The organism is Pedobacter rhizosphaerae, from assembly GCF_900111155.1.
Classification (GTDB): domain Bacteria; phylum Bacteroidota; class Bacteroidia; order Sphingobacteriales; family Sphingobacteriaceae; genus Pedobacter; species Pedobacter rhizosphaerae.
In genome coordinates this window covers 39,218-58,490 of the sequence record NZ_FOGG01000019.1, presented here as the reverse complement: position 1 = coordinate 58,490, position 19,273 = coordinate 39,218, and the positions used below count along the sequence as shown (strand labels likewise).

Genomic DNA, 19,273 nt, shown 5'->3' with positions numbered 1-19,273 from the left:
GGTTTAGTTGAAAAAATGTTCGCAATATTTTTAAACCGGCTATCCGGTTACAGGCTACCCAATCTTAAGACCAAAGGTGTGCAACCACCTTTGGTTTTTTCAAGGATAACTGCTATGGTAAAATTTTACTTCATAACAATCACCCTCCTTCCATCTATTTTGAAATGAATATTCCCTGTTAACTCCATAATTTTTAAAGCTGAAGACAATGTCTTAGTTCGTGAGATTCGGCCGCCAAACTCTTGATTAAGGTCTACATTCCCGTCATATTCCACATCAACATTGTACCACCTTGCAATCTTGTTCATGATATTTTTAAGGTTTTCATTGAACATAAAATAACCATCTTTCCAGGCAATGACCTCTTTGGGATTTATATCGTTACTTATAATAATTTCTCTTGAATCTACCTGCGCTTGTTGCCCAGGAACAAGTAGCCTGCTATGACCATTACTGGTAATTTTTACGGAGCCCTGTAATAAAGTAGTTTTCATCAGACCCTCATCTTTGTAAGCGGAAACATTAAATTGAGTTCCCAAAACTTCGATCACTTGTCCGGCACTAGTCACTTTGAAAGGCATATTCTTATTATGAGCAACCTCCAGATAAGCTTCCCCGACAACCTCAACCTTACGTTCTTTACCGGCAAATAATGTAGGATACTTAATGGAAGAAGCTGCATTCAAATATACAAGGGTACCATCTGGCAGCCTGACCTGATATTGCCCTCCGTTCGGGGTTTCAATAGTATTGTATTGTATTGCTGATGTCGATGAGCCATTCTCTTTAACTGTATATACTAATTGTCCATCAGCGGTCTTGTTAATTTCAACTCCAGTCAGTTTTGCCAGATTTCCATTAGCGGCTGAGGTAAGATCAATTTTTTTCCCATCAGCCAATGTTAACGTAGCCTTATTCCCACCTGCTTCAACGTCACTTAGCTTCGCATCATATTTATGATCTGCACGTTTATTCTCATCCAGATAAAAGAAAAGCCCGGCCGATATGACTAAAAAGATTGATGCCGCTACGCTTATATTTCTCCATAAACGACGGGTGGTTGCATTGTCAACATAAACAAGCAACGATGCAAGGCTTTTGTTTTTATCTTCCAGTAGTTCTTCATGAGAAAAACCATGTTCAGATTCTGTAAAACTAAGGTACCACGTTTCCACCAAAGCCTTTTGTTCATCAGTTGCTTTGCCCGAGTGGTATACTTCGAGTAGTTTTTCTGCATTCATGTTTGCCATAATCAATGGTGATATACCCTAATTAAGCTATAGACACTCGAGAAGAATCAAAGTAGTAGGTAAATCGAAAAAAAATTCAGGGATACCAAAAATTAAATAAAAAATGCATGAAAATGCGGACCAAGCTTTGAACGAAGGATCTTCAGAGAATTATAGATCTGTTTTTTTACTGTAAGCGGACTGATAGATAGCTCATCAGCAATCTCCTGATGGCTTTTATGAAGGTTTCGGCTCATTTCAAAAACTAATCTCATTTGCGGGGGCAATGCTGAAATTTCCCTTTCAATGATTAAAGTCAATTCCTTTTCCCTTACTAAATTATCTGCTATTGGTTGTTGATTTTGCTCCAAAAAGTTTTGCAGGCTATCCATATAATCAGATCTGATTTTTTTGCTTCGATAAACATTTATAATTCTGTTCCGAACAGATGTATATAAATAACCGGATAAGTGCCCTGAAAATTCCTGCATGCGGTTGTTCCAAAGGTATAAAAAGAGTTCCTGCAGTAGATCATTAACATCATCCCTATCTGACAAACGTCTGGATGCATGGGCATAGAGAATGGGATAATACCTGTGATGGATTTCAGTAAATGCTGCCGAGTCGCCCGAGCGCATAGCCATTAATAGCCCCTGGTCAGTATATCCACTATAATCCTTCATATTGATACCGCAATTTAAGGATAAATATTTGATTAGCTAAATACATGGAATTATGACACCCAATTCTTGACAAACAAAACTTTTAATAGCCCTGCTACGGTTTCCAAAAAAATGGTTTTCGATGGTTGGTGACCCCGGCAATAAATATCTTAGGGCCTGGGAACCAATAGCCTTTGTTATTGAGATTCTATACTTGTCAGTTCAATGCCTTCTATCTCAAATAAAAAGAAGTATGAATTATGAACATTTTCACAAGTCTTATTACCTTAATAAACTTTGACAAAGATCGTTCCTAGAATTTTGGGTTACTGTTACAAACTAACTTGGTCTTAATCAATACTATTGGATAACCTATATTGAGTTAAGAATGGGATTTCAAAAATTTCAATATATCGTACAACTATATAAAAAGGGAAAACCTAGATTGTGATATTTAATTTGAGCGAGATCAAAAAGAAGAATTTAGCGTAATTTTTCAGGGTTAGCTATATTGGAGATGATCGATAACCTAATAAGGAATCATTTTAATAATGTACTAAATCTTTCACCGAGAACAGTAAAAGTGTATGTAAAACTGTATGTAAAAAAATAAAAAAACCTGTAATCAATTGAATTACAGGCTATTAAGTCAAATACAAGTACCTGGAAGCAGATTCGAACTGCCACGCCGTTGCCAGCGCCACCCCCTCAAGATGGTGCGTCTACCAATTTCGCCACCCAGGTATGTTGCTGCAAATATAGTGTAATTTTGGATTTTCAAAAACCTATTTTAAACTTCTATAGTAAGTCCGTCAAAAGCCAGATGAATATGTTCAGGTAACTCACTCTCTACCAGGTCATGAAGCCCTAAATTATGGCTGACATGTGTTAAATAAGTTGTTTCTGCCCCAACTTTGTCTGCAAAATCCTTCGCCTCGCCTAAGGTAAAATGAGAAATGTGCGGCTCATGCTGTAAGGCGTTAATTACCAAAATCTTAGTGCCTTTAATTAATTCGAAAGATGCCTCTGAAACCGTCTTGGCATCAGTAATATAAGTAAAATCACCAATGCGGTATCCGGTAATCGGTAAGGCATGATGCATCACCTCAAACGGCGTGATGGTGGTTTCACCTAATTTAAAATCTACCCCATTATTAACGGTATGCAAGTTTACCTGTGGCAAGCCATGATAACGTGTATCGGCGAAAATATAATAGAATTCTCGTTTTAAAGCCGCTTGCACCCTTTCTGTGGCATATACATCAATAACCTTATGCAATAGGTAATTAAACGGGCGGATATCATCTAAACCCGCAATGTGATCCTTGTGCTCATGTGTAAATATCACAGCATCTAAATCTTTTACCCCAGCCCGAAGTAATTGATATCGAAAATCAGGTCCACTATCCACAACAAAGGTCTTATCGCCAGTTTCAACCAGAATAGAAGTTCTCAAACGATTATCTTTTGGATTAGAAGAGGTACAAACTACGCAACCACAAGCAATAACAGGAACACCTTGAGAGGTACCAGTACCTAAAAAAGTTACCTTCATCTAATTATTTCCTTTCCGTAAAGATATAAATGGTAGTGCCTCATTAAAATAATTCAGTCTGCTTTAAAGATTGATAAAATTGTCTCTGTTTATCGTCAAACAGGTTTTCATCAGCATTAGTTTGTTTAACCAGCGCTATTAATGCTGCGATTTTTCCCTCTAAATTAGAGAATTTATTCACAACAATAACTTTATTATGCTCCAATAAGCAAGATCCGGTTTTAAAGTTCCCTTTCTCATATCGAACCTTAAATCCCATAACCAAGAGTAATTGCTCTAGCTTTTCTAATGTATGATTGGTAATTGGTAAAGACATTAAAACAAACTTAGAGAAATCTAGTCAGCATTCATAAATACGTTTCAAATATTTACAAACACCAAAGATTTAATAGTGCCAAGAGCGATAAATTAAACTCATTGTCTTTGCAATGTTCTCGGCAATACATCCTTCCAAGAAAAAAGGTTCAGCTGTTTCCAACCGAACCTTTAAATCTCTTCGCAAAGCGAATAAAAATTATCTTAAATCTACCACTTCAACACCAGGATATTTCTTGGCATCAAAAGCAAAAGTAGTTTCCGGAACATTTACATTCGGAGAGAAAGTTCTTACATTGTAAGTGTATTTATTACCGTTTTTATCAAATAAAACCACATTTGCAATTTGCTTTGCAGCTTTATCAATGCTTAATCTAACTTTAAAAATAGCTTTTTTAGTATCAACCGGAGTTAAATCAATCATTTGATAAGTTTTTCCACCTACCTTTTCATCTCCAGTGTAAACATATTTAAACCCTTTTTCATAAACTGTAAATATTTTAGCTGGATTAATTGCATCCCCACTATTATCTACATTACTCACCTGAACCTCTTTATCCTTTTTTAAATAAGTCCATTGGCTCTTTCCATCACTAAAAAGTTCCTGATTAGTCATGGCTACTTTATATTTATTGGAGTTAGCTTTAACATATAAAGTACCTTGCTGTGTTTCTTTAACTTTAGCTCTGGGATTTTCAAGCGTAAAAGTAAAGTCGGTTTTAACAATGTTATAAGATTTATACTTTTTACTTACCTCTGCTAAAATTGCCTTGGCCTTCGCATCTGTCTGAGCATAAGTTGAAGTTGTAAAAGCAACTACAACCATTAATGCTGAAATTATTTTCTTCATCTTTTCTTTTTTTATTATTCCTTTTTGAAACGTTAGAGTAGATTTTGTACAATTAGTTTAATCTAATCTTTGTCATTCATACCATTCAAGAACTGTTCCAAAGAGTACTCGTCTGGATATAAAACTTCACGAGCCTTACTTCCTTCAAACGGACCAACAATACCCGCAGCTTCCAATTGGTCAATAATACGTCCGGCTCTATTGTAACCCAGTTTCAATTTACGCTGAATTAATGAAGTAGAGCCCTGCTGATGCATTACAATTAGTCGTGCAGCCTCTTCAAAGAACTTATCTCTTTCATTGGGATCGAAGTCCATTTTAGTTCCTTCACCATTCTCATCTACATATTCTGGTAATTGATAGGCTTCAGAATAACCTCGTTGATTACCGATGTAATCAGAAATCCGATCTACCTCAGGTGTATCAACAAAAGCACACTGTAGCCTGATTAAGTCGCTTCCGGTAGCCAAAAGCATATCTCCACGACCAATCAACTGATCGGCACCTCCGCTATCTAAAATCGTTCTCGAATCTATTTTAGACAAAACCCTGAAAGCTAACCTAGCAGGGAAGTTGGCTTTAATGGTACCGGTAATAATATTTACAGACGGACGCTGAGTAGCCAATACCAGGTGAATACCAATCGCCCTGGCTAATTGGGCCAAACGGGCAATCGGAGTTTCTACTTCCTTACCCGCAGTCATCATCAAATCGGCAAACTCATCCACCACCAATACAATAAATGGTAAAAACCTGTGCCCATTATTCGGGTTAAGTTTCCGCTTGATAAATTTATCGTTGTACTCTCTTAAATTTCTTACCTGTGCATCCTTTAACAAATCATAACGCTGGTCCATCTCAATACACAGCGAGTTTAAGGTGTTAATTACTTTTTTCGTATCGGTAATAATCGCATCTGCCTCGCCTGGTAGTTTGGCCAGGAAATGCCTTTCAATCTTGTTGAACAAGGTTAACTCTACCTTTTTAGGATCGACTAATACAAATTTCAGCTCCGCTGGATGTTTGCTGTATAGAAGAGAAACCAGAATCGCATTAATACCTACCGATTTACCTTGTCCCGTAGCTCCTGCTACTAATAAGTGTGGCATTTTAGCCAAATCGGCGATATAAACCTCATTGCTAATGGTTTTACCGAGTGCAATAGGTAAATCCATGGTCGTTTGGCTCCATTTCTCGGTTCCCAATACACTTCTCATGGCCACCATTTCTGGATGCTGGTTTGGAACCTCAATACCAATGGTTCCCTTTCCTGGCATAGGTGCAATGATACGGATACCAAGCGCAGCTAATGAAAGTGCAATATCATCCTCAAGATTCTTAATTTTTGAAATCCTAACTCCTGGTGCAGGGATAATCTCATACAGCGTTACCGTCGGACCAATTGTAGCCTTAATCTTATCAATTTCAATATTATAATGATTAAGTGTTTCTACAATTTTATTCTTATTGGCTTCCAGTTCTTCTGCATTAACAGAAATTTTGCTCGAACCGTAATTCTCCAATAAATCCAAATGTGGCTTTTTATAACCCGATAAATCCAAAGTTGGATCATATTTCCCAAATTGTTCTATTAAATCATCAGATTTGATTTCCTCTTCTGATTTGGCAACAGTAAAGGCAGGCTCAACTTTTTCTTCTTCAGCAACTTGTTCTACCACTAGCGGAGGCGTAGCCACAGGTGTTACCGGTGCAACAGGTGTTATGGGTAAATTCGTAGCCAATGGCGATAAAACAACTGGAGCCACAACTTCTTCCTCCTCCTCCTTTTCTTCAAACCTATTCGGTCTGAGTGTAACATTCTGAGCCCTGCGTTCATTATTAACATTAGGCTTGTTTGGCAAACTAAACTCTACAGGCTCAGATCTGTTTTCCCTAACAACTTCAATATTCTCGGGAATATCAGGTTCAATATGTTCTTCACGTTTTCTTTCAGGAAGCTTAAAATCAATATTGTAAGCTATAATTAGAATGGTTAATCCGGCAAACGCAATTAAGCCTGCCACCCCAGCAGAACCAATCTGAGCATTCAACAAACGATTACTCCAGTACCCAAATTCTCCTTCAATGTAATGCGGAGATTCACTCCAAAAGGCATGTACAAAACCAAGCGTTAACGAAATGAATAATAAAAAGAAGAAGCTATAAGCTAAGGTTTTAGAAATAGAAAGAATTTTAACCTTGAATAATAAGCGATAACCAATAATGAAAAAGGCTAATACAAATAAAAATGAGGCAATCCCAAACCATTCATAAATAAATTGATGAGACAATAAGGCTCCAAACTTCCCTAACCAGTTTTGAACAACTGGAATCGTAACACCAGAGTTCTTTAATTCTTCGGCAGTTTTAAATAGATTGCTCCATCCACCATTGGCATCAATTACATAACTTTGATCATCCTGCCAGGTAAATAAATAGGAAGTAAAAGCAATTAAAAAATATAGAGAAAGAATAACAAAAAACAGCCCTATTATCTTTACTGCACGTCCATCTTGTAAATCAAAACGCGGTAAATATTCCCTCTTTTCCTGCTGCTGGCGATTCGATGCTGACCTGCCTGAGGCATTGTCGGCATTTTTATCCCTGAATGTATTGGCTTTAAATTGATTACCCTTTATCGGCATTTTCTATCATCGTATTTTATAAGACAAATATAAAATATATATTCTATCTCTTGTGTTTTTATCCTGAGGCCTTAAAATAAATAAAATATTCTACATGCATTAAACCTTCTGTTAAAAAGCCCGTCTATATATTATCAACACATCAGTTGAAGCGTTTTGTTTAAATGAAACGGATTTTGTTTTAGGTTTAGTCCCGTTTGGCCTGGAGAGGTAAAACGGGATTTTTTATTATATGGTATTTTTTATTAATTTAAAACGATTTTTAGAATTAAACATTCCATATGGATATTGCGCAGCTAGAAGAACAAATTGAATCAGGAAATTTACAGGGGGTGAAGGAAATATTAATCCAGCATCCTCAACTGGCCGAAAAAAATACCTCTCATGGTATTTCAGCCCTGCTACTGGCCTGTTATTACAAGAAACAAGACATTGCCAATGTGATTGCAGAATTTGTTTCTGATTTAACGCTCTTTGAGGCCTGTGCTGTTGGTAAATTTGATACCGCAACCTTATTAATTTTTCAAAATCCTGAACGTGTTAATGATTATTCTGACGATGGTTTTACCCCATTAGGACTAGCCTGTTATTTTGGTCATGAAGAACTCGCCCGTTTTCTGGTACTTAAAGGTGCCGATGTTAACCTCGCCTCAAAAAATGGGTTTAATGTTTTCCCTATCCACTCAGCAGTTGCCGCGAATAATTACAATATAACCAAAATGTTGTTAGATAGCGGCGCCTATCCCAATGTATGCCAAAAAGCCGGTCTCGCACCACTCCATACCGCTGCGCAGCTGGGAAATATTGAGTTGATTATTTTACTTTTAGAGCATGGTGCCGAAGTCTCCTTACGGATGGAAGGTGGTAAACTGCCGGCTGATTTAGCCGCAGAAAAAGGTTTTCTTGAAATTGCAGAGATTTTAAGAGACGACGATTAGCAGGGAGGCTCAAAGTCAAACAAAACTTCTTTAAACAATCAGGTCGATAATTTCATATAAATGTATTATGACTCATGCTCAATTCTCACATCTCACATCTCACATCTCATATCTCATATCTAAGACCTAATTTCTCATATGTCAATCTTTACTCCCACACCCTAAGTCTCATCCGCTTCATATAATTCCGGATATCCAATACTACCGCAGCCAGGAAATAAAAAAGTATCGGGAAACCAACGGCCAAAAAGGAAGAATAGATAAAAAACAACCTCACCTTGGAAGTACTCATATTCAGCTTATTGGCCAGATAAGTAGAAACGCCAAAACTTTGTTGTTCAAAATAGGTTACAATTCGCTGGAACATTTTTATGCCTTATTATTTATTAAAAACATCAGACCTTTTATCTTAACTCTTTAAGAACGAAAAAGGTTTTAATATTAGTATCAACTTCGAGTATCGGTATTCAACACTTTCCACTTTATACTTTTAACTTTCAACTTTGTACGCTATAATTTGAACTTAAATTTATTTTTCGTTCTTCAGTATTTTAATCCCGATACCACAAGATAAGCATTTTTTCTGATCACAGTATTGTTTTTTAAGTTGCAAAATTCCTTGCGATGTAAAAGCGTGTGCCATTTTAATCCCTGCGGCCACAAATCTTTCAGTAACCGCATTGTTTTCGGCTGGCAAATGCTCCAATAACTGAATTGCCCGGTTAATATAAAACTGACTGGCAGTGTGTTTCCCATACGCAAATAAGAATAAGGCGACGGTATTTAAAAGAATGTTATCTATAGAAACCTTTCCAATTTGAACACTAACATCCTCAACCTCTTTCTTAAAATGATAATGATGCTTCCAATAATCGTTTACAGGTAGATTTTCAAATAAACGCCTTAATTCCGAAACATCCTTTACATCCATAACCTTTGAAAAAAGGTGGTTCGACTGTACAATCAATGCTGCGAATTGCGCTAACCTCAGGGTAGGAAAATTTTGAGGCCGCATGCGCATAAACTTCCAGAGGCTAACCTCTATAGGTTTAATGTTGTATTTCTGCTTTAAATATTCAAACTCTTTCTTCAGCTTTGCCGGATACTCTTCTTTAAACCCATCATTTAAAAAACCAGCGGCACCAAAAACCAAAGCTTCTATTTGTTCCGGGTGATCCTTATGCCTGGCAAAGTAATGCTGTGGAATAGCCTTTGCTAATAATTCAAACGGTGATCCATTTACCTTAAAACCAAAGTTCCGCGCCAAAAAGTGATAAAAAGTCTCATCCCAGTTCCCTTTCAGTTGAGCGAGGCGCTCAAATACCTGAGTGGTTTTTAATTCAAACCTTTCTATTACAACCCTCGCGAGAAAAGAATCAACAATCAGTGGATCAACATCTTTAACCTGAATCTTACATGGAAAATCATTCAAATTTAAGATCAAACCATAATATTTATCCAGAAGTGTTTGTGGTATTCTATTTTTTAAAACTAATACCGGAAGAATAGAACCATCATTTCGAACAACATCCTCATCGTGTTCTAACACCACGTGAAGTATTACATTATCATAACTACCATCATTTTGATGATGATGTTTTATCCAATCAGAAGACTTGAGATGGATTTCTACCTGACCCGCCCAAATGGTACTACCGATTTGTATTTTGGCATTGCTAAAGTCAGGCCCTGCATCTTTATTGAGCAAACCAGTGCTGATCACCTTGATTTTTTCACCCATGGTAGTAGCCAATCCACTATAATTAAAGGATCTAAACTGCCACACGTAGTGAAGAAAATCTTCAGGGATATCCATCATGGAAGATAATGAAATATTACCTGGAGCGATTAATTTAAACGTTTAGTTTTAGCCATAGCATCAGATTATTGGAATGTGTGGGCTTAACGCTTACAGGTCAAATATAATCCACCCAAAAGTTCATAAGCATTCATCACCATAAATCTATTGGCGACAATGAACTACTACAAAATCATCAGAAAATGGGAATGCTTAATCAGGGATTTATATCAATCCTGCTTCTCCTAAAATCTGCTCCATTTCCTGTTGCAGTTTAAGGGCTTCAGCTCTTGCTTTTTCTGCAAAATCTTCTCCCTGGCTGGCATAAATGATTCCTCTGGAAGAATTAATCAACAAACCACAGGTTGAGTTTAATCCATACTTACATACTTCTTTTAGGTCTCCCCCTTGAGCACCTACCCCAGGCACCAATAAAAAGTGATCTGGTGCCAGTTTACGCACATCAGCAAATGCGGCACCACGAGTTGCACCTACCACATACATCATCTGCTCAGCTGTGGCCCAGGTTTGAGAAGTTTGAAGCACTTTCTCAAAAAGCCTGTCCTGCCCAACTTCTTGAAGTTGAAAGTCTGCATGACCCGAATTAGAGGTGAGCGCTAAAAGAATCACCCATTTATCTTTAAAAGTTAAAAAAGGTGTTACCGAATCGCTCCCCATGTATGGAGCAACGGTAACCGAATCAAAACTCATTTCTGAAGATGCCGCATTGAAAAACGTTTCCGCATACATTGCAGAGGTATTGCCAATATCTCCCCTTTTTGCATCCGCTATAGAAAAAATATCCTGTGGTATATATTTCCAGGTTTCGATTAAAGTTTCCCAGCCTTTTTTTCCGTAACACTCATAAAATGCAGTATTGGGTTTATAAGCAACACATAAATCTTTGGTAGCATCTATTATTTGTTTATTGAATTCCAAAATGGGATTTTCATACTTTAACAGGTGCTGAGGAATTTTATCCAGAGAAGAATCGAGACCAACACAAAGAAATGAACGTTTTTTTTGTATCTCCTCAAAAAGTTGTTGCTTAGTCATATTGTGGCTTATTTGCTGCAAATATGAAGATTTTTAAACTTTTTGCACCACAATAATAGCTCAATAACAAATATTTTTTTAAACATTTTAATTTTTCTCTTGCAGATTACGTTTCAAATACATACAATTGCAACATAATTTCTCAACCGTTTATCTGAATATCCCAGAAAATTTTACCAAGACTTGTTTTTGTAATCATTTTTAAAGAGCCAATACTGCTTTTTTATTCAGCATTTAAACACTTTATGAAACCATTTTGAGTTTATTAAAGTTAAAACTCATAAAAGTTTTATAGCCTAAAGAATTTATACACAACAAAACCGCCGGGCTTAGGCAAAACACATTTATAAGCTTGTGCAGCTTTATAACCGAAAAAGCGTTATAAGCAAATAAAAAATTTCTTGAAACATATATATTTAGAATGTTTAGCAAAACAGAATTAAATGATAAACTCACATCAGAACTGCGTGAGCTTGCAAAATCTTACGGCATAGAAGGTGCCGATTCCCTAAAAAAAATTGACTTAGTTGAAGTGCTTTTACATCAGCAAGAAATAATCAGTGCTGCTAAATCTGATTTAGATGCTCCTGAAGAGAAAAAAACTAAGGCACCTGCTTCAGCTAAAGCAAAATCTGCAAAGGCAGCTAAAGCTCCTGTGGCAGCACCAGTGGTTGAGGCAGTTGCAGCTGTGGCTGAACCTGAAAAGCCCGCTAAAAAAAGAGCAAGAATCCAAAAAGACGATGTGGCACCTGTTTCTAAGCCAAAAACAGAATCCGTAACGCTTTTCGACGAGCCTGTGGCTGAATTTCAGCCAGAAAGAACTGTTGAAGTAGAAAGTGTAAAACCAATTTCTGCGCTTATTGAAGAAAATGCAGAAGTGGTTCCAGCTCCAAAACCAAAACACGAGCAAAAAGAGAAACCTCAGCGTGACGATAACCGTTCGCAAAAACAACCTAATGCCGGTAGCCATCATAAAAATGAAAACAGCTACTCTAATTTAGATTTTGATAACGTAATTACCAATGAGGGGGTATTGGAAATCATGCCTGACGGATATGGTTTCTTACGCTCAGCAGATTATAACTACCTGACTTCTCCTGATGATATTTATGTATCACAATCACAAATTAAACTTTTTGGTTTAAAAACTGGTGATACGGTTAAAGGAAGTATCCGCCCTCCAAAAGAAGGTGAAAAATATTTCCCTCTGGTAAGGGTAGAAACCATTAACGGCCGTATTCCTGCAGAGGTTCGTGATCGTGTACCTTTCGACTACCTTACTCCTCTCTTCCCTACCGAAAGATTAAATTTATTTACAGATACTGGTAATTACAGCACCCGTATTATGGATTTATTTACCCCTATCGGTAAAGGTCAGCGTGGTTTAATTGTAGCACAACCTAAAACAGGTAAAACGAATTTACTTAAAGAAGTTGCAAATGCTATCGCTAAAAACCACCCAGAAGTTTATTTAATTATTCTCTTAATAGATGAACGTCCGGAAGAGGTTACTGATATGGCACGTAGCGTTAGGGCTGAGGTTATTGCCTCTACTTTCGATGAGCCTGCAGAGCGTCATGTAAAAATTGCCAATATCGTGCTGGAAAAATCTAAACGTTTGGTAGAAAGCGGGCACGATGTAGTCATTCTTTTAGATTCTATTACCCGTTTAGCCAGAGCTTATAATACAACTGCTCCGGCATCAGGAAAAATCTTATCGGGTGGTGTTGATGCGAATGCACTACACAAACCAAAACGTTTCTTCGGAGCGGCACGTAATATTGAAAACGGTGGTTCATTAACTATTTTGGCAACTGCATTAACAGATACAGGTTCTAAAATGGATGAGGTAATCTTCGAAGAATTCAAAGGTACAGGTAACATGGAGCTTCAGTTGGATCGTAAATTATCTAACAAACGTATTTTCCCTGCTATCGATATCACAGCATCAAGTACACGTAGAGATGATCTATTGCACGACAGAGATACCTTGCAAAGGGTTTGGATCTTACGTAACCACTTGGCTGACATGAACAGCCAGGAGGCGATGGAATTTGTTCAGGCTCAAATTAAAGGAACTAAGAGCAACGAAGAATTCCTGATTTCGATGAACAGCTAGTAAAGGCGAATGACATAAAGGTGTAAGGATTAAGTTTTCCATCCAGGTTACTTAAATCTTACACCTTAATTATTTACCTTTATCCTATCTCATGAAAAAGTACATTCCCAATGCGATTACCTGCGCTAACCTCTTTTCTGGTTGTATAGGGATCGTTTTTGCATTTAAAGGCGATCTTGAAACCGCCGCTTACTTCGTAATCCTATCCGGTATATTCGACTTTTTTGATGGCATGGTTGCCCGATTTCTAAATGTGAAATCAGCAATCGGAAAGGATCTAGACTCCCTTGCCGATATGGTAAGTTTTGGTTTTTTACCGGGCGTAGTGATGTTTCAACTATTGAAACTAAGCGATTATACCTCGGATTACCTTCCTTACTTCGGATTCTTAATTACCATATTTTCTGCATTGCGATTAGCCAAATTTAACAATGATGAGCGGCAAACTGAAGACTTCATTGGCCTGAATACCCCAATGAATACGCTGTTCATCTGCTCATTGTCTTTTATAGGGCGCGACTATCCTGGTGTAATAGGATCTTCTTTCCTACTTTTAGGCATTACAGCGCTAACTGCTTTCCTTTTGGTCAGTGAAATTAAAATATTCTCTTTAAAATTTGGCGAATTAAGCTGGACCCGAAACAAGATTAAATTCATCTTCCTGATGATCTCAGCCTTGCTTATTGCGTTTTTAAATTTCGCAGCTATTCCATTTGTGCTGGTACTTTACATTGGCATGTCCTTCTTACATTTTAGAAGTAGCTCATCCAAACTGTTATAAATTAATTCTGGCTTCTGCTATTTGCAGATAGAGCTGATTTAAAGTTGATTTTAATTTTTGCACATCGGTGATGATTTGAGCTGGTGCCATTTTTTGTCTTGCGCTCCGTTCAATGTCATGAACCAGATCTCTGATGTCATTGCGCCCAAAATATCCAAATGTTGGCTTAATTTTATGCGCACAGTCGGCTACCCGTTCCCAGTCTTGATTAGTTAAGGCTAAATCCAACTCTTCGAGGTACAAGGGGGTTTGTGTAGAAAATGTATCAAAAAATTCAATTATAAACGTTCGGTTGTTACCAAGCATTTCAATAAGGTATGATAAATCGATGGGATGATTATCATAAATATTCTCCATATAACAAATCTAATCATTACAACCGCTTTACAGGCAATTTATCAGAAGTATTTTCTGCCAATGTTGAAATATTTTTATTCCACACAGGATGAACCACATCGCCTGCAATTTCTGCTAAAGGGGTTAACACAAAATTCCTGTCCTGCATATGTGGATGAGGAACCTGAAGTTTCCCTTCAATATTAATTACCTGATCTCCAAAGAGAATCAGATCAATATCAATTAGTCTTTCACCCCATTTCTCTTTTCTAATTCTACCCAACTCTGCCTCTATTGCCAGCGCAGCCGCTAAAACATCCATTGGAGCTAAATCAGTTTCCACTCCTACCGCCTGATTTAAGAATGCTGGCTGATCGGTTTTGCCCCAGGCTGCAGTTTCGTATAGCGCAGAAACCGAAACAATCTTCCCTACCCTTTCTTCCAGCAGTTGTATGGCTAAGTGTAAATTCGCCTTAATATCTCCTAAATTTCCCCCCAGTAACAAATAAGCAATTGTGCGCTCTAAAGCCATATAAGCGATGTGTATTTTTATATCTTTACAACACAAAATTAAAACATTTAAATGAGAGATTTCTTTAAGTATCTATTTGCCTCCATGCTTGGTTTTTTCCTTTCCATGGTGCTTATCGGAGTAATTTGCTTTTTTATCATTGTAGGTTTAATCGCCTCGGTGGATACGGATAAAAACGTAGTGGTAAACAACAACTCTGTTTTATTCCTTAACCTCGATCAGGCAATAACCGAACGCACACCCAAAAACCCTTTTGGCAATCTACCTATTGTAGGTGGAGAAGAAAAAGATGGTATAGGCTTAAACGACCTCCTAAAATCTCTGCAAAAAGCTAAAACAGATGATAATATTAAATGTATTTACCTGAACGTGAGCAGTCCAAACGCTGGTTTTGCCACCATGCGTGAAATCAGAAATGCATTAATTGATTTCAAAAAATCCCATAAAAAAATAATTGCCTACAGTGAAGTTTACACTCAGGGTGCCTATTATTTAGCCTCTGTTGCTGATGAAATCTACTTAAACCCAGAAGGCGCATTAGAATTCAAGGGCTTCAGTTCTGAACTTACCTTTTTCAAAGGAACATTAGAAAAACTAGGAATAGAAGCACAGGTTATTCGTGTTGGAAACTATAAAAGTGCGGTAGAGCCCTTCATTTTAGATAAAATGAGCGATTACAACCGTAAGCAGGTAACCGCTTATGTTGGTGGCTTGTATAATACTTTTTTAACGGATATTGCACAAAGTAGAGACATCCTGAAAGATTCTCTTTATACCATTGCCGACAATTATAAAATCCGCGAACCTCAAGATGCCCTAAACTATAAAATGGTCGACGGGTTAAAGTACAAGGATGAAATTTTAGACAAATTACGTAAACTCTCTGGCCGTAAAAAAGACGAAGTTATCCGTGCTGTTTCCATAAACGATTACCTTAAAAACAATACAGATAGTGGTTCCAGCAAAAATAAGGTTGCTGTGATTTACGCCAATGGAGATATTACCGGTGGAGAAGGATCTGACAATCAAATCGGCTCAGAACGCATTTCTAGAGCCATCCGTAAAGCACGCTTGGATGACGACATAAAAGCCATCGTATTGCGCGTAAATTCTCCCGGAGGTAGTGCCCTTGCATCCGATGTAATCTGGAGAGAAATTGTACTCAGTAAAAAAGTTAAGCCGGTAATGGCCTCATTTGGTGATGTTGCGGCTTCTGGCGGATATTATATCGCTTGTGCAGCCGACAGTATCTTTGTTCAGCCCAATACCATAACTGGTTCTATTGGTGTTTTCGGAATTATTCCAAACTTCCAAAACCTGATGACCAATAAATTGGGAATTACATTCGACGGCGTAAAAACAGGTAAATATGCTGATATTATGGCCACTAACCGCCCCATGACTGAAGGGGAAAAATTTATTATTCAAAATGAATTGAACAGAATTTACAGTGGCTTTGTGAGCCGCGTAGCCGAAGGCAGAAAGAAGAGTAAGGCTTATATTGATAGCGTAGGAGGTGGCCACGTTTGGATTGGTACCGATGCCGTACAAATTGGGCTTGCAGATCGAATTGGAAGTTTTAACGATGCCATTAAAGCCGCGGCAAAAAAAGCAAATTTAAAAGATTATAAAATCGTCGAATATCCAGATGTAATTGATCCATTAAAATCATTACTTCAGGAAAGTACCGATCGGGTAAAAACTTATTACACTAAACAAGAATTAGGTGAAAATTACTACCTCTATCAACAAATGAAAAAAGTAGTGGCCAGTTCGGGGATACAAGCAAGAATGCCTTTTGAAGCGGTCATCAAGTAGAAAAAAATAAATCGAATCCCAGTATGTTATACGCGTGCTGGGATTTTTTGTTTAGCAGAAATTAAAAGACCGAAGCGGAAAGTGAAAGAGTGGAAAGTTCAAAGTTAAAAGTTTAAAGTCCCCCTTAACTATCTTAATTCCTTAATATTCGATTAAAAGCTGAAAGAGTTACAAAACCTTGGTACTTGATTCTCGCTACCTGATACTCGCTACTTGATTCTTATTACCTGATACTCAAAACTAAAACACCTGTTTCCATTCCGGGTGCAAAGTTATATAACTATTATTAACTGCTACGTTTTTAGGATGTACAGTAACCGAAATCCCCCTACCCTTTAAAAACTCAAAACCAATACCATCAGACTGTGCATCATATACGAACACAGTATCCTGGTTTTCATTCAAATAAGTAGCCACTTGCTCCATTCCGGGGAATCGCAGTTCCGTATCATTCATGGTTCTTTGAGTAGTGAAGCCATCCTGCGTTTTGAAGGCATTCGAAGTAATTCTAATTTGTTTCACCTCCTTAACCCGCATGCTCGTATCTCGATAAGCTGAATAAATAGCCAACTCATTTTTCTCTTTACCCTCCGAACCAATGTTGTACCAAATTCCCCAAGCCTTTCCCATAGCCGCATCACCTGCATCAGGTTTACCCAGCTTTTTAATTACAGCAACCATATCATCCCCAAGAGATATTTCACCAACAGACCGACCTGGAACAATTAAAAATCGCTCATCAATAATTTTTCCGGGTCCCGATTCAATGCTTGCTATAGAATCTACCTTGTTCTGGATTCTCGGCGACGACTTACAGGAAATCAACCCGATACCTAATCCAAAAAGAATGATGTTTACCAACTTATTCATAAACAGAGAACAACACTTATCAGAAATTGTGTTGCAAATTCATACCATCCAAAAGTTTTGAAGCATTATTTTCCTTAATTTTACCGCTTATGGAGAATAAAACCATCGCCCGTACCCTACGCCTCTTGTCACAGTTAATGGAACTGCATGAAGAGAATCCCTTTAAGATAAAATCTATCGCTAATGCTTATTTCAAAATCGACAAGTTACCTTTCGCACTGAAAGATAAACCTGTAGCCGACTTAGATAAGATTGATGGCATCGGAAAAAGCCTGGCATCTAAAGTAGCCGAATTGCTCCAAACCGGAGAATTAAAGGAGCTGCAAGACATGATTGCAAAAACTCCTGAAGGAGTAGTAGAGATGCTGGGTATAAAGGGCATTGGTCCAAAAAAAATAGCCATTATCTGGCACGTGCTGGGCATAGAGAATATTGGAGAACTTTATTACGCCTGCAATGAAAACCGATTAATCGAAGCCAAAGGATTTGGTTTAAAAACACAGGAAGAGATCAAGAAGGCGATTGAGTTCAAAATAGCAGCCAACGGCAGATTTTTATACGCACAAATTGAAGGCTTTGCAAGCACCTTATTAACGCAACTTTCTACATGGCTGGTATCGGTAGATCATGATGCACTTTTGGGTTTTGCAGGCCAATACAGAAGGAACTGTGAAATTATTGATCAATTAGAGTTGATTATTGGTGCCGAAAATCTAGAAGCAGTTATACTGAATATGGATAGGTTTGCACCGCTAACGTTAATTCAGGGAGACGACGCTTTTCATGCGGTAACCGAGGCAGGCTTGAAAGTTAAAATCTCTATCGTAGAAAAAACTACATTCTATTTAGAGTGGTTTAAACAAACCGGGAATGAAGCGCACGTAGAAAAAGTTTTAGAATTAGCTGGAAGTGGTCCTTTCGCAAGTGAAGAAGAAATCTACAAACAAGCCGGTTTGGCGTTTATTGAACCAGAATTGCGAGAAGATTTTGACGAAATTGAGTTGGCAAAAAACAATCAACTTCCAGTTTTGATAAGATATGAAGATTTAAAAGGTAGTTTACACAATCACTCTACCTGGTCTGACGGAGTACATAGCCTGGAAGAAATGGCGGTATATTGTAAAGAGCACCTTAATTTAGAATACCTGGGCATTTGCGACCACTCTAAAACCGCTGTTTACGCCAAAGGGTTAAATGAGCAACGGGTTTATGCACAACATCAGGAAATAGATGAGTTAAATAAGAAACTTGCACCTTTCAAAATATTTAAAGGAATAGAAAGTGATATTCTAAGTGATGGATCACTAGATTACCCAGATGATATTCTTAAAACTTTCGATTTTGTGGTGGCATCCATCCATAGTAACCTGCGTATGGATGAAGAAAAAGCAACTGCAAGATTACTAAAGGCCATTGAAAATCCATATACGACAATTTTAGGTCACCCAACAGGCCGGTTATTATTAAGCCGTGCCGGATACCCCATAGATTATAAAAAAATTATAGATGCCTGTGCAGCCAATAAGGTTGTGATCGAGATAAACGCCAATCCGCTGCGTTTAGATCTAGACTGGCGCTGGCATCGTTATGCCCTAGAAAAAGGCGTGCTGCTTTCTGTTAATCCAGATGCACATAGAACAGAAGGTTTCCACGATATGCATTATGGTATTTTAGTAGCCAGAAAAGGTGGACTAAGTGCAGAAAAATGCCTCAATTCTTTCTCTTTACCTGAAATAACCCAATATTTCGAAAGTAAAAAGCCCTAGTTT

At 37.7% G+C, this 19,273-nt stretch carries 17 protein-coding genes and 1 tRNA gene; 5 read left to right on the top strand and 13 right to left on the bottom strand.

Translation table 11 applies throughout. The annotated features are described in order from the left end of the window. Positions 1-125: 125 nt before the first annotated feature. From BMX11_RS15470 to BMX11_RS15440, 7 genes are all read right to left on the bottom strand, one after another. Entirely contained in the window at positions 126-1,250 is a 1,125-nt protein-coding gene (locus BMX11_RS15470) for a FecR family protein (protein ID WP_090885851.1), read from the bottom strand. 92 nt (positions 1,251-1,342) lie between these two features. Next, positions 1,343-1,912 carry an RNA polymerase sigma-70 factor gene (locus tag BMX11_RS15465; protein ID WP_090885849.1) on the bottom strand — a complete coding sequence of 190 codons (570 nt, stop codon included), beginning with the start codon at positions 1,910-1,912 and terminating at the stop codon, positions 1,343-1,345. A 639-nt stretch (positions 1,913-2,551) separates the two neighbouring features. Further along, positions 2,552-2,635, bottom strand: a tRNA-Leu gene (locus BMX11_RS15460). Positions 2,636-2,681: 46 nt separating this feature from the next. Then, on the bottom strand, positions 2,682-3,446 hold the full coding sequence (locus tag BMX11_RS15455) for an MBL fold metallo-hydrolase (protein WP_090885847.1): 765 nt from the start codon (positions 3,444-3,446) through the stop codon (positions 2,682-2,684). A gap of 43 nt (positions 3,447-3,489) precedes the next feature. Next, complete coding sequence (locus BMX11_RS15450) at positions 3,490-3,762, bottom strand: hypothetical protein (RefSeq protein WP_090885845.1); 273 nt, start codon at positions 3,760-3,762, stop codon at positions 3,490-3,492. A gap of 198 nt (positions 3,763-3,960) precedes the next feature. Beyond that, a complete protein-coding gene (locus BMX11_RS15445; RefSeq protein WP_090885843.1) occupies positions 3,961-4,611 on the bottom strand; it encodes an outer membrane lipoprotein periplasmic chaperone LolA1 in 651 nt (216 codons plus the stop codon). A gap of 62 nt (positions 4,612-4,673) precedes the next feature. Further along, positions 4,674-7,256: an FtsK/SpoIIIE family DNA translocase gene (locus BMX11_RS15440; RefSeq protein WP_090885841.1), complete on the bottom strand. Its 2,583-nt coding sequence runs from the start codon at positions 7,254-7,256 to the stop codon at positions 4,674-4,676. Between the two features lie 281 nt (positions 7,257-7,537). On the opposite strand from BMX11_RS15440, the gene BMX11_RS15435 reads away from it, so the two are divergent. After that, the gene (locus BMX11_RS15435; protein WP_090885839.1) at positions 7,538-8,194 is read left to right on the top strand and encodes an ankyrin repeat domain-containing protein; all 657 of its coding nucleotides are present in this window, start codon (positions 7,538-7,540) and stop codon (positions 8,192-8,194) included. Between the two features lie 148 nt (positions 8,195-8,342). Here the strand turns inward: BMX11_RS15435 and BMX11_RS15430 are convergent, their stop codons facing one another. From BMX11_RS15430 to pyrF, 3 genes are all read right to left on the bottom strand, one after another. Further along, a complete protein-coding gene (locus tag BMX11_RS15430) occupies positions 8,343-8,561 on the bottom strand; it encodes a PspC domain-containing protein (protein WP_090885837.1) in 219 nt (72 codons plus the stop codon). 162 nt (positions 8,562-8,723) lie between these two features. Continuing rightward, the gene (locus tag BMX11_RS15425) at positions 8,724-10,013 is read right to left on the bottom strand and encodes a DUF2851 family protein (protein ID WP_245738681.1); all 1,290 of its coding nucleotides are present in this window, start codon (positions 10,011-10,013) and stop codon (positions 8,724-8,726) included. Between the two features lie 204 nt (positions 10,014-10,217). Beyond that, positions 10,218-11,048 (bottom strand): orotidine-5'-phosphate decarboxylase, encoded by an 831-nt coding sequence (gene pyrF / locus BMX11_RS15420; protein ID WP_090885835.1) that lies wholly within the window; start codon positions 11,046-11,048, stop codon positions 10,218-10,220. A 421-nt stretch (positions 11,049-11,469) separates the two neighbouring features. Between pyrF and rho the strand changes: the two genes are divergently transcribed. Both rho and pssA read left to right on the top strand, forming a co-directional pair. After that, on the top strand, positions 11,470-13,167 hold the full coding sequence (gene rho, locus BMX11_RS15415; protein WP_090885833.1) for a transcription termination factor Rho: 1,698 nt from the start codon (positions 11,470-11,472) through the stop codon (positions 13,165-13,167). A 91-nt stretch (positions 13,168-13,258) separates the two neighbouring features. Beyond that, complete coding sequence (pssA, locus tag BMX11_RS15410; RefSeq protein ID WP_090885831.1) at positions 13,259-13,948, top strand: CDP-diacylglycerol--serine O-phosphatidyltransferase; 690 nt, start codon at positions 13,259-13,261, stop codon at positions 13,946-13,948. On the opposite strand, the gene BMX11_RS15405 is transcribed toward pssA, so the two are convergent. Both BMX11_RS15405 and folK read right to left on the bottom strand, forming a co-directional pair. Next, positions 13,943-14,305 (bottom strand): Hpt domain-containing protein, encoded by a 363-nt coding sequence (locus tag BMX11_RS15405; RefSeq protein WP_090885829.1) that lies wholly within the window; start codon positions 14,303-14,305, stop codon positions 13,943-13,945. The genes pssA and BMX11_RS15405 overlap by 6 nt on opposite strands. A gap of 16 nt (positions 14,306-14,321) precedes the next feature. Continuing rightward, a complete protein-coding gene (gene folK / locus BMX11_RS15400) occupies positions 14,322-14,816 on the bottom strand; it encodes a 2-amino-4-hydroxy-6-hydroxymethyldihydropteridine diphosphokinase (RefSeq protein WP_090885827.1) in 495 nt (164 codons plus the stop codon). A 51-nt stretch (positions 14,817-14,867) separates the two neighbouring features. Here folK and sppA point away from each other — a divergent pair, with 51 nt between their 5' ends. Further along, positions 14,868-16,634, top strand: coding sequence for a signal peptide peptidase SppA (sppA, locus tag BMX11_RS15395; protein WP_090885825.1), 1,767 nt, complete (start codon positions 14,868-14,870; stop codon positions 16,632-16,634). A 240-nt stretch (positions 16,635-16,874) separates the two neighbouring features. On the opposite strand, the gene BMX11_RS15390 is transcribed toward sppA, so the two are convergent. Next, a complete protein-coding gene (locus BMX11_RS15390) occupies positions 16,875-17,504 on the bottom strand; it encodes a hypothetical protein (RefSeq protein ID WP_090885823.1) in 630 nt (209 codons plus the stop codon). A gap of 89 nt (positions 17,505-17,593) precedes the next feature. Here BMX11_RS15390 and BMX11_RS15385 point away from each other — a divergent pair, with 89 nt between their 5' ends. Beyond that, positions 17,594-19,270 carry a DNA polymerase/3'-5' exonuclease PolX gene (locus BMX11_RS15385; RefSeq protein WP_090885821.1) on the top strand — a complete coding sequence of 559 codons (1,677 nt, stop codon included), beginning with the start codon at positions 17,594-17,596 and terminating at the stop codon, positions 19,268-19,270. Positions 19,271-19,273: the final 3 nt, after the last annotated feature.

Excerpts from the sequence above, each read along its gene's own strand:
- BMX11_RS15465 (WP_090885849.1), bottom strand. The coding sequence starts at position 1,912 with ATGAAGGATTATAGTGGATATACTGACCAGGGGCTATTAATGGCTATG.
- BMX11_RS15425 (WP_245738681.1), bottom strand. The coding sequence starts at position 10,013 with ATGATGGATATCCCTGAAGATTTTCTTCACTACGTGTGGCAGTTTAGA.
- pyrF (WP_090885835.1), bottom strand. The coding sequence starts at position 11,048 with ATGACTAAGCAACAACTTTTTGAGGAGATACAAAAAAAACGTTCATTT.
- BMX11_RS15435 (WP_090885839.1), top strand. The coding sequence starts at position 7,538 with ATGGATATTGCGCAGCTAGAAGAACAAATTGAATCAGGAAATTTACAG.
- BMX11_RS15470 (WP_090885851.1), bottom strand. The coding sequence starts at position 1,250 with ATGGCAAACATGAATGCAGAAAAACTACTCGAAGTATACCACTCGGGC.
- folK (WP_090885827.1), bottom strand. The coding sequence starts at position 14,816 with ATGGCTTTAGAGCGCACAATTGCTTATTTGTTACTGGGGGGAAATTTA.
- sppA (WP_090885825.1), top strand. The coding sequence starts at position 14,868 with ATGAGAGATTTCTTTAAGTATCTATTTGCCTCCATGCTTGGTTTTTTC.
- BMX11_RS15405 (WP_090885829.1), bottom strand. The coding sequence starts at position 14,305 with ATGGAGAATATTTATGATAATCATCCCATCGATTTATCATACCTTATT.
- BMX11_RS15450 (WP_090885845.1), bottom strand. The coding sequence starts at position 3,762 with ATGTCTTTACCAATTACCAATCATACATTAGAAAAGCTAGAGCAATTA.
- BMX11_RS15430 (WP_090885837.1), bottom strand. The coding sequence starts at position 8,561 with ATGTTCCAGCGAATTGTAACCTATTTTGAACAACAAAGTTTTGGCGTT.
- BMX11_RS15455 (WP_090885847.1), bottom strand. The coding sequence starts at position 3,446 with ATGAAGGTAACTTTTTTAGGTACTGGTACCTCTCAAGGTGTTCCTGTT.
- BMX11_RS15390 (WP_090885823.1), bottom strand. The coding sequence starts at position 17,504 with ATGAATAAGTTGGTAAACATCATTCTTTTTGGATTAGGTATCGGGTTG.
- BMX11_RS15445 (WP_090885843.1), bottom strand. The coding sequence starts at position 4,611 with ATGAAGAAAATAATTTCAGCATTAATGGTTGTAGTTGCTTTTACAACT.
- pssA (WP_090885831.1), top strand. The coding sequence starts at position 13,259 with ATGAAAAAGTACATTCCCAATGCGATTACCTGCGCTAACCTCTTTTCT.
- BMX11_RS15385 (WP_090885821.1), top strand. The coding sequence starts at position 17,594 with ATGGAGAATAAAACCATCGCCCGTACCCTACGCCTCTTGTCACAGTTA.
- BMX11_RS15440 (WP_090885841.1), bottom strand. The coding sequence starts at position 7,256 with ATGCCGATAAAGGGTAATCAATTTAAAGCCAATACATTCAGGGATAAA.
- rho (WP_090885833.1), top strand. The coding sequence starts at position 11,470 with ATGTTTAGCAAAACAGAATTAAATGATAAACTCACATCAGAACTGCGT.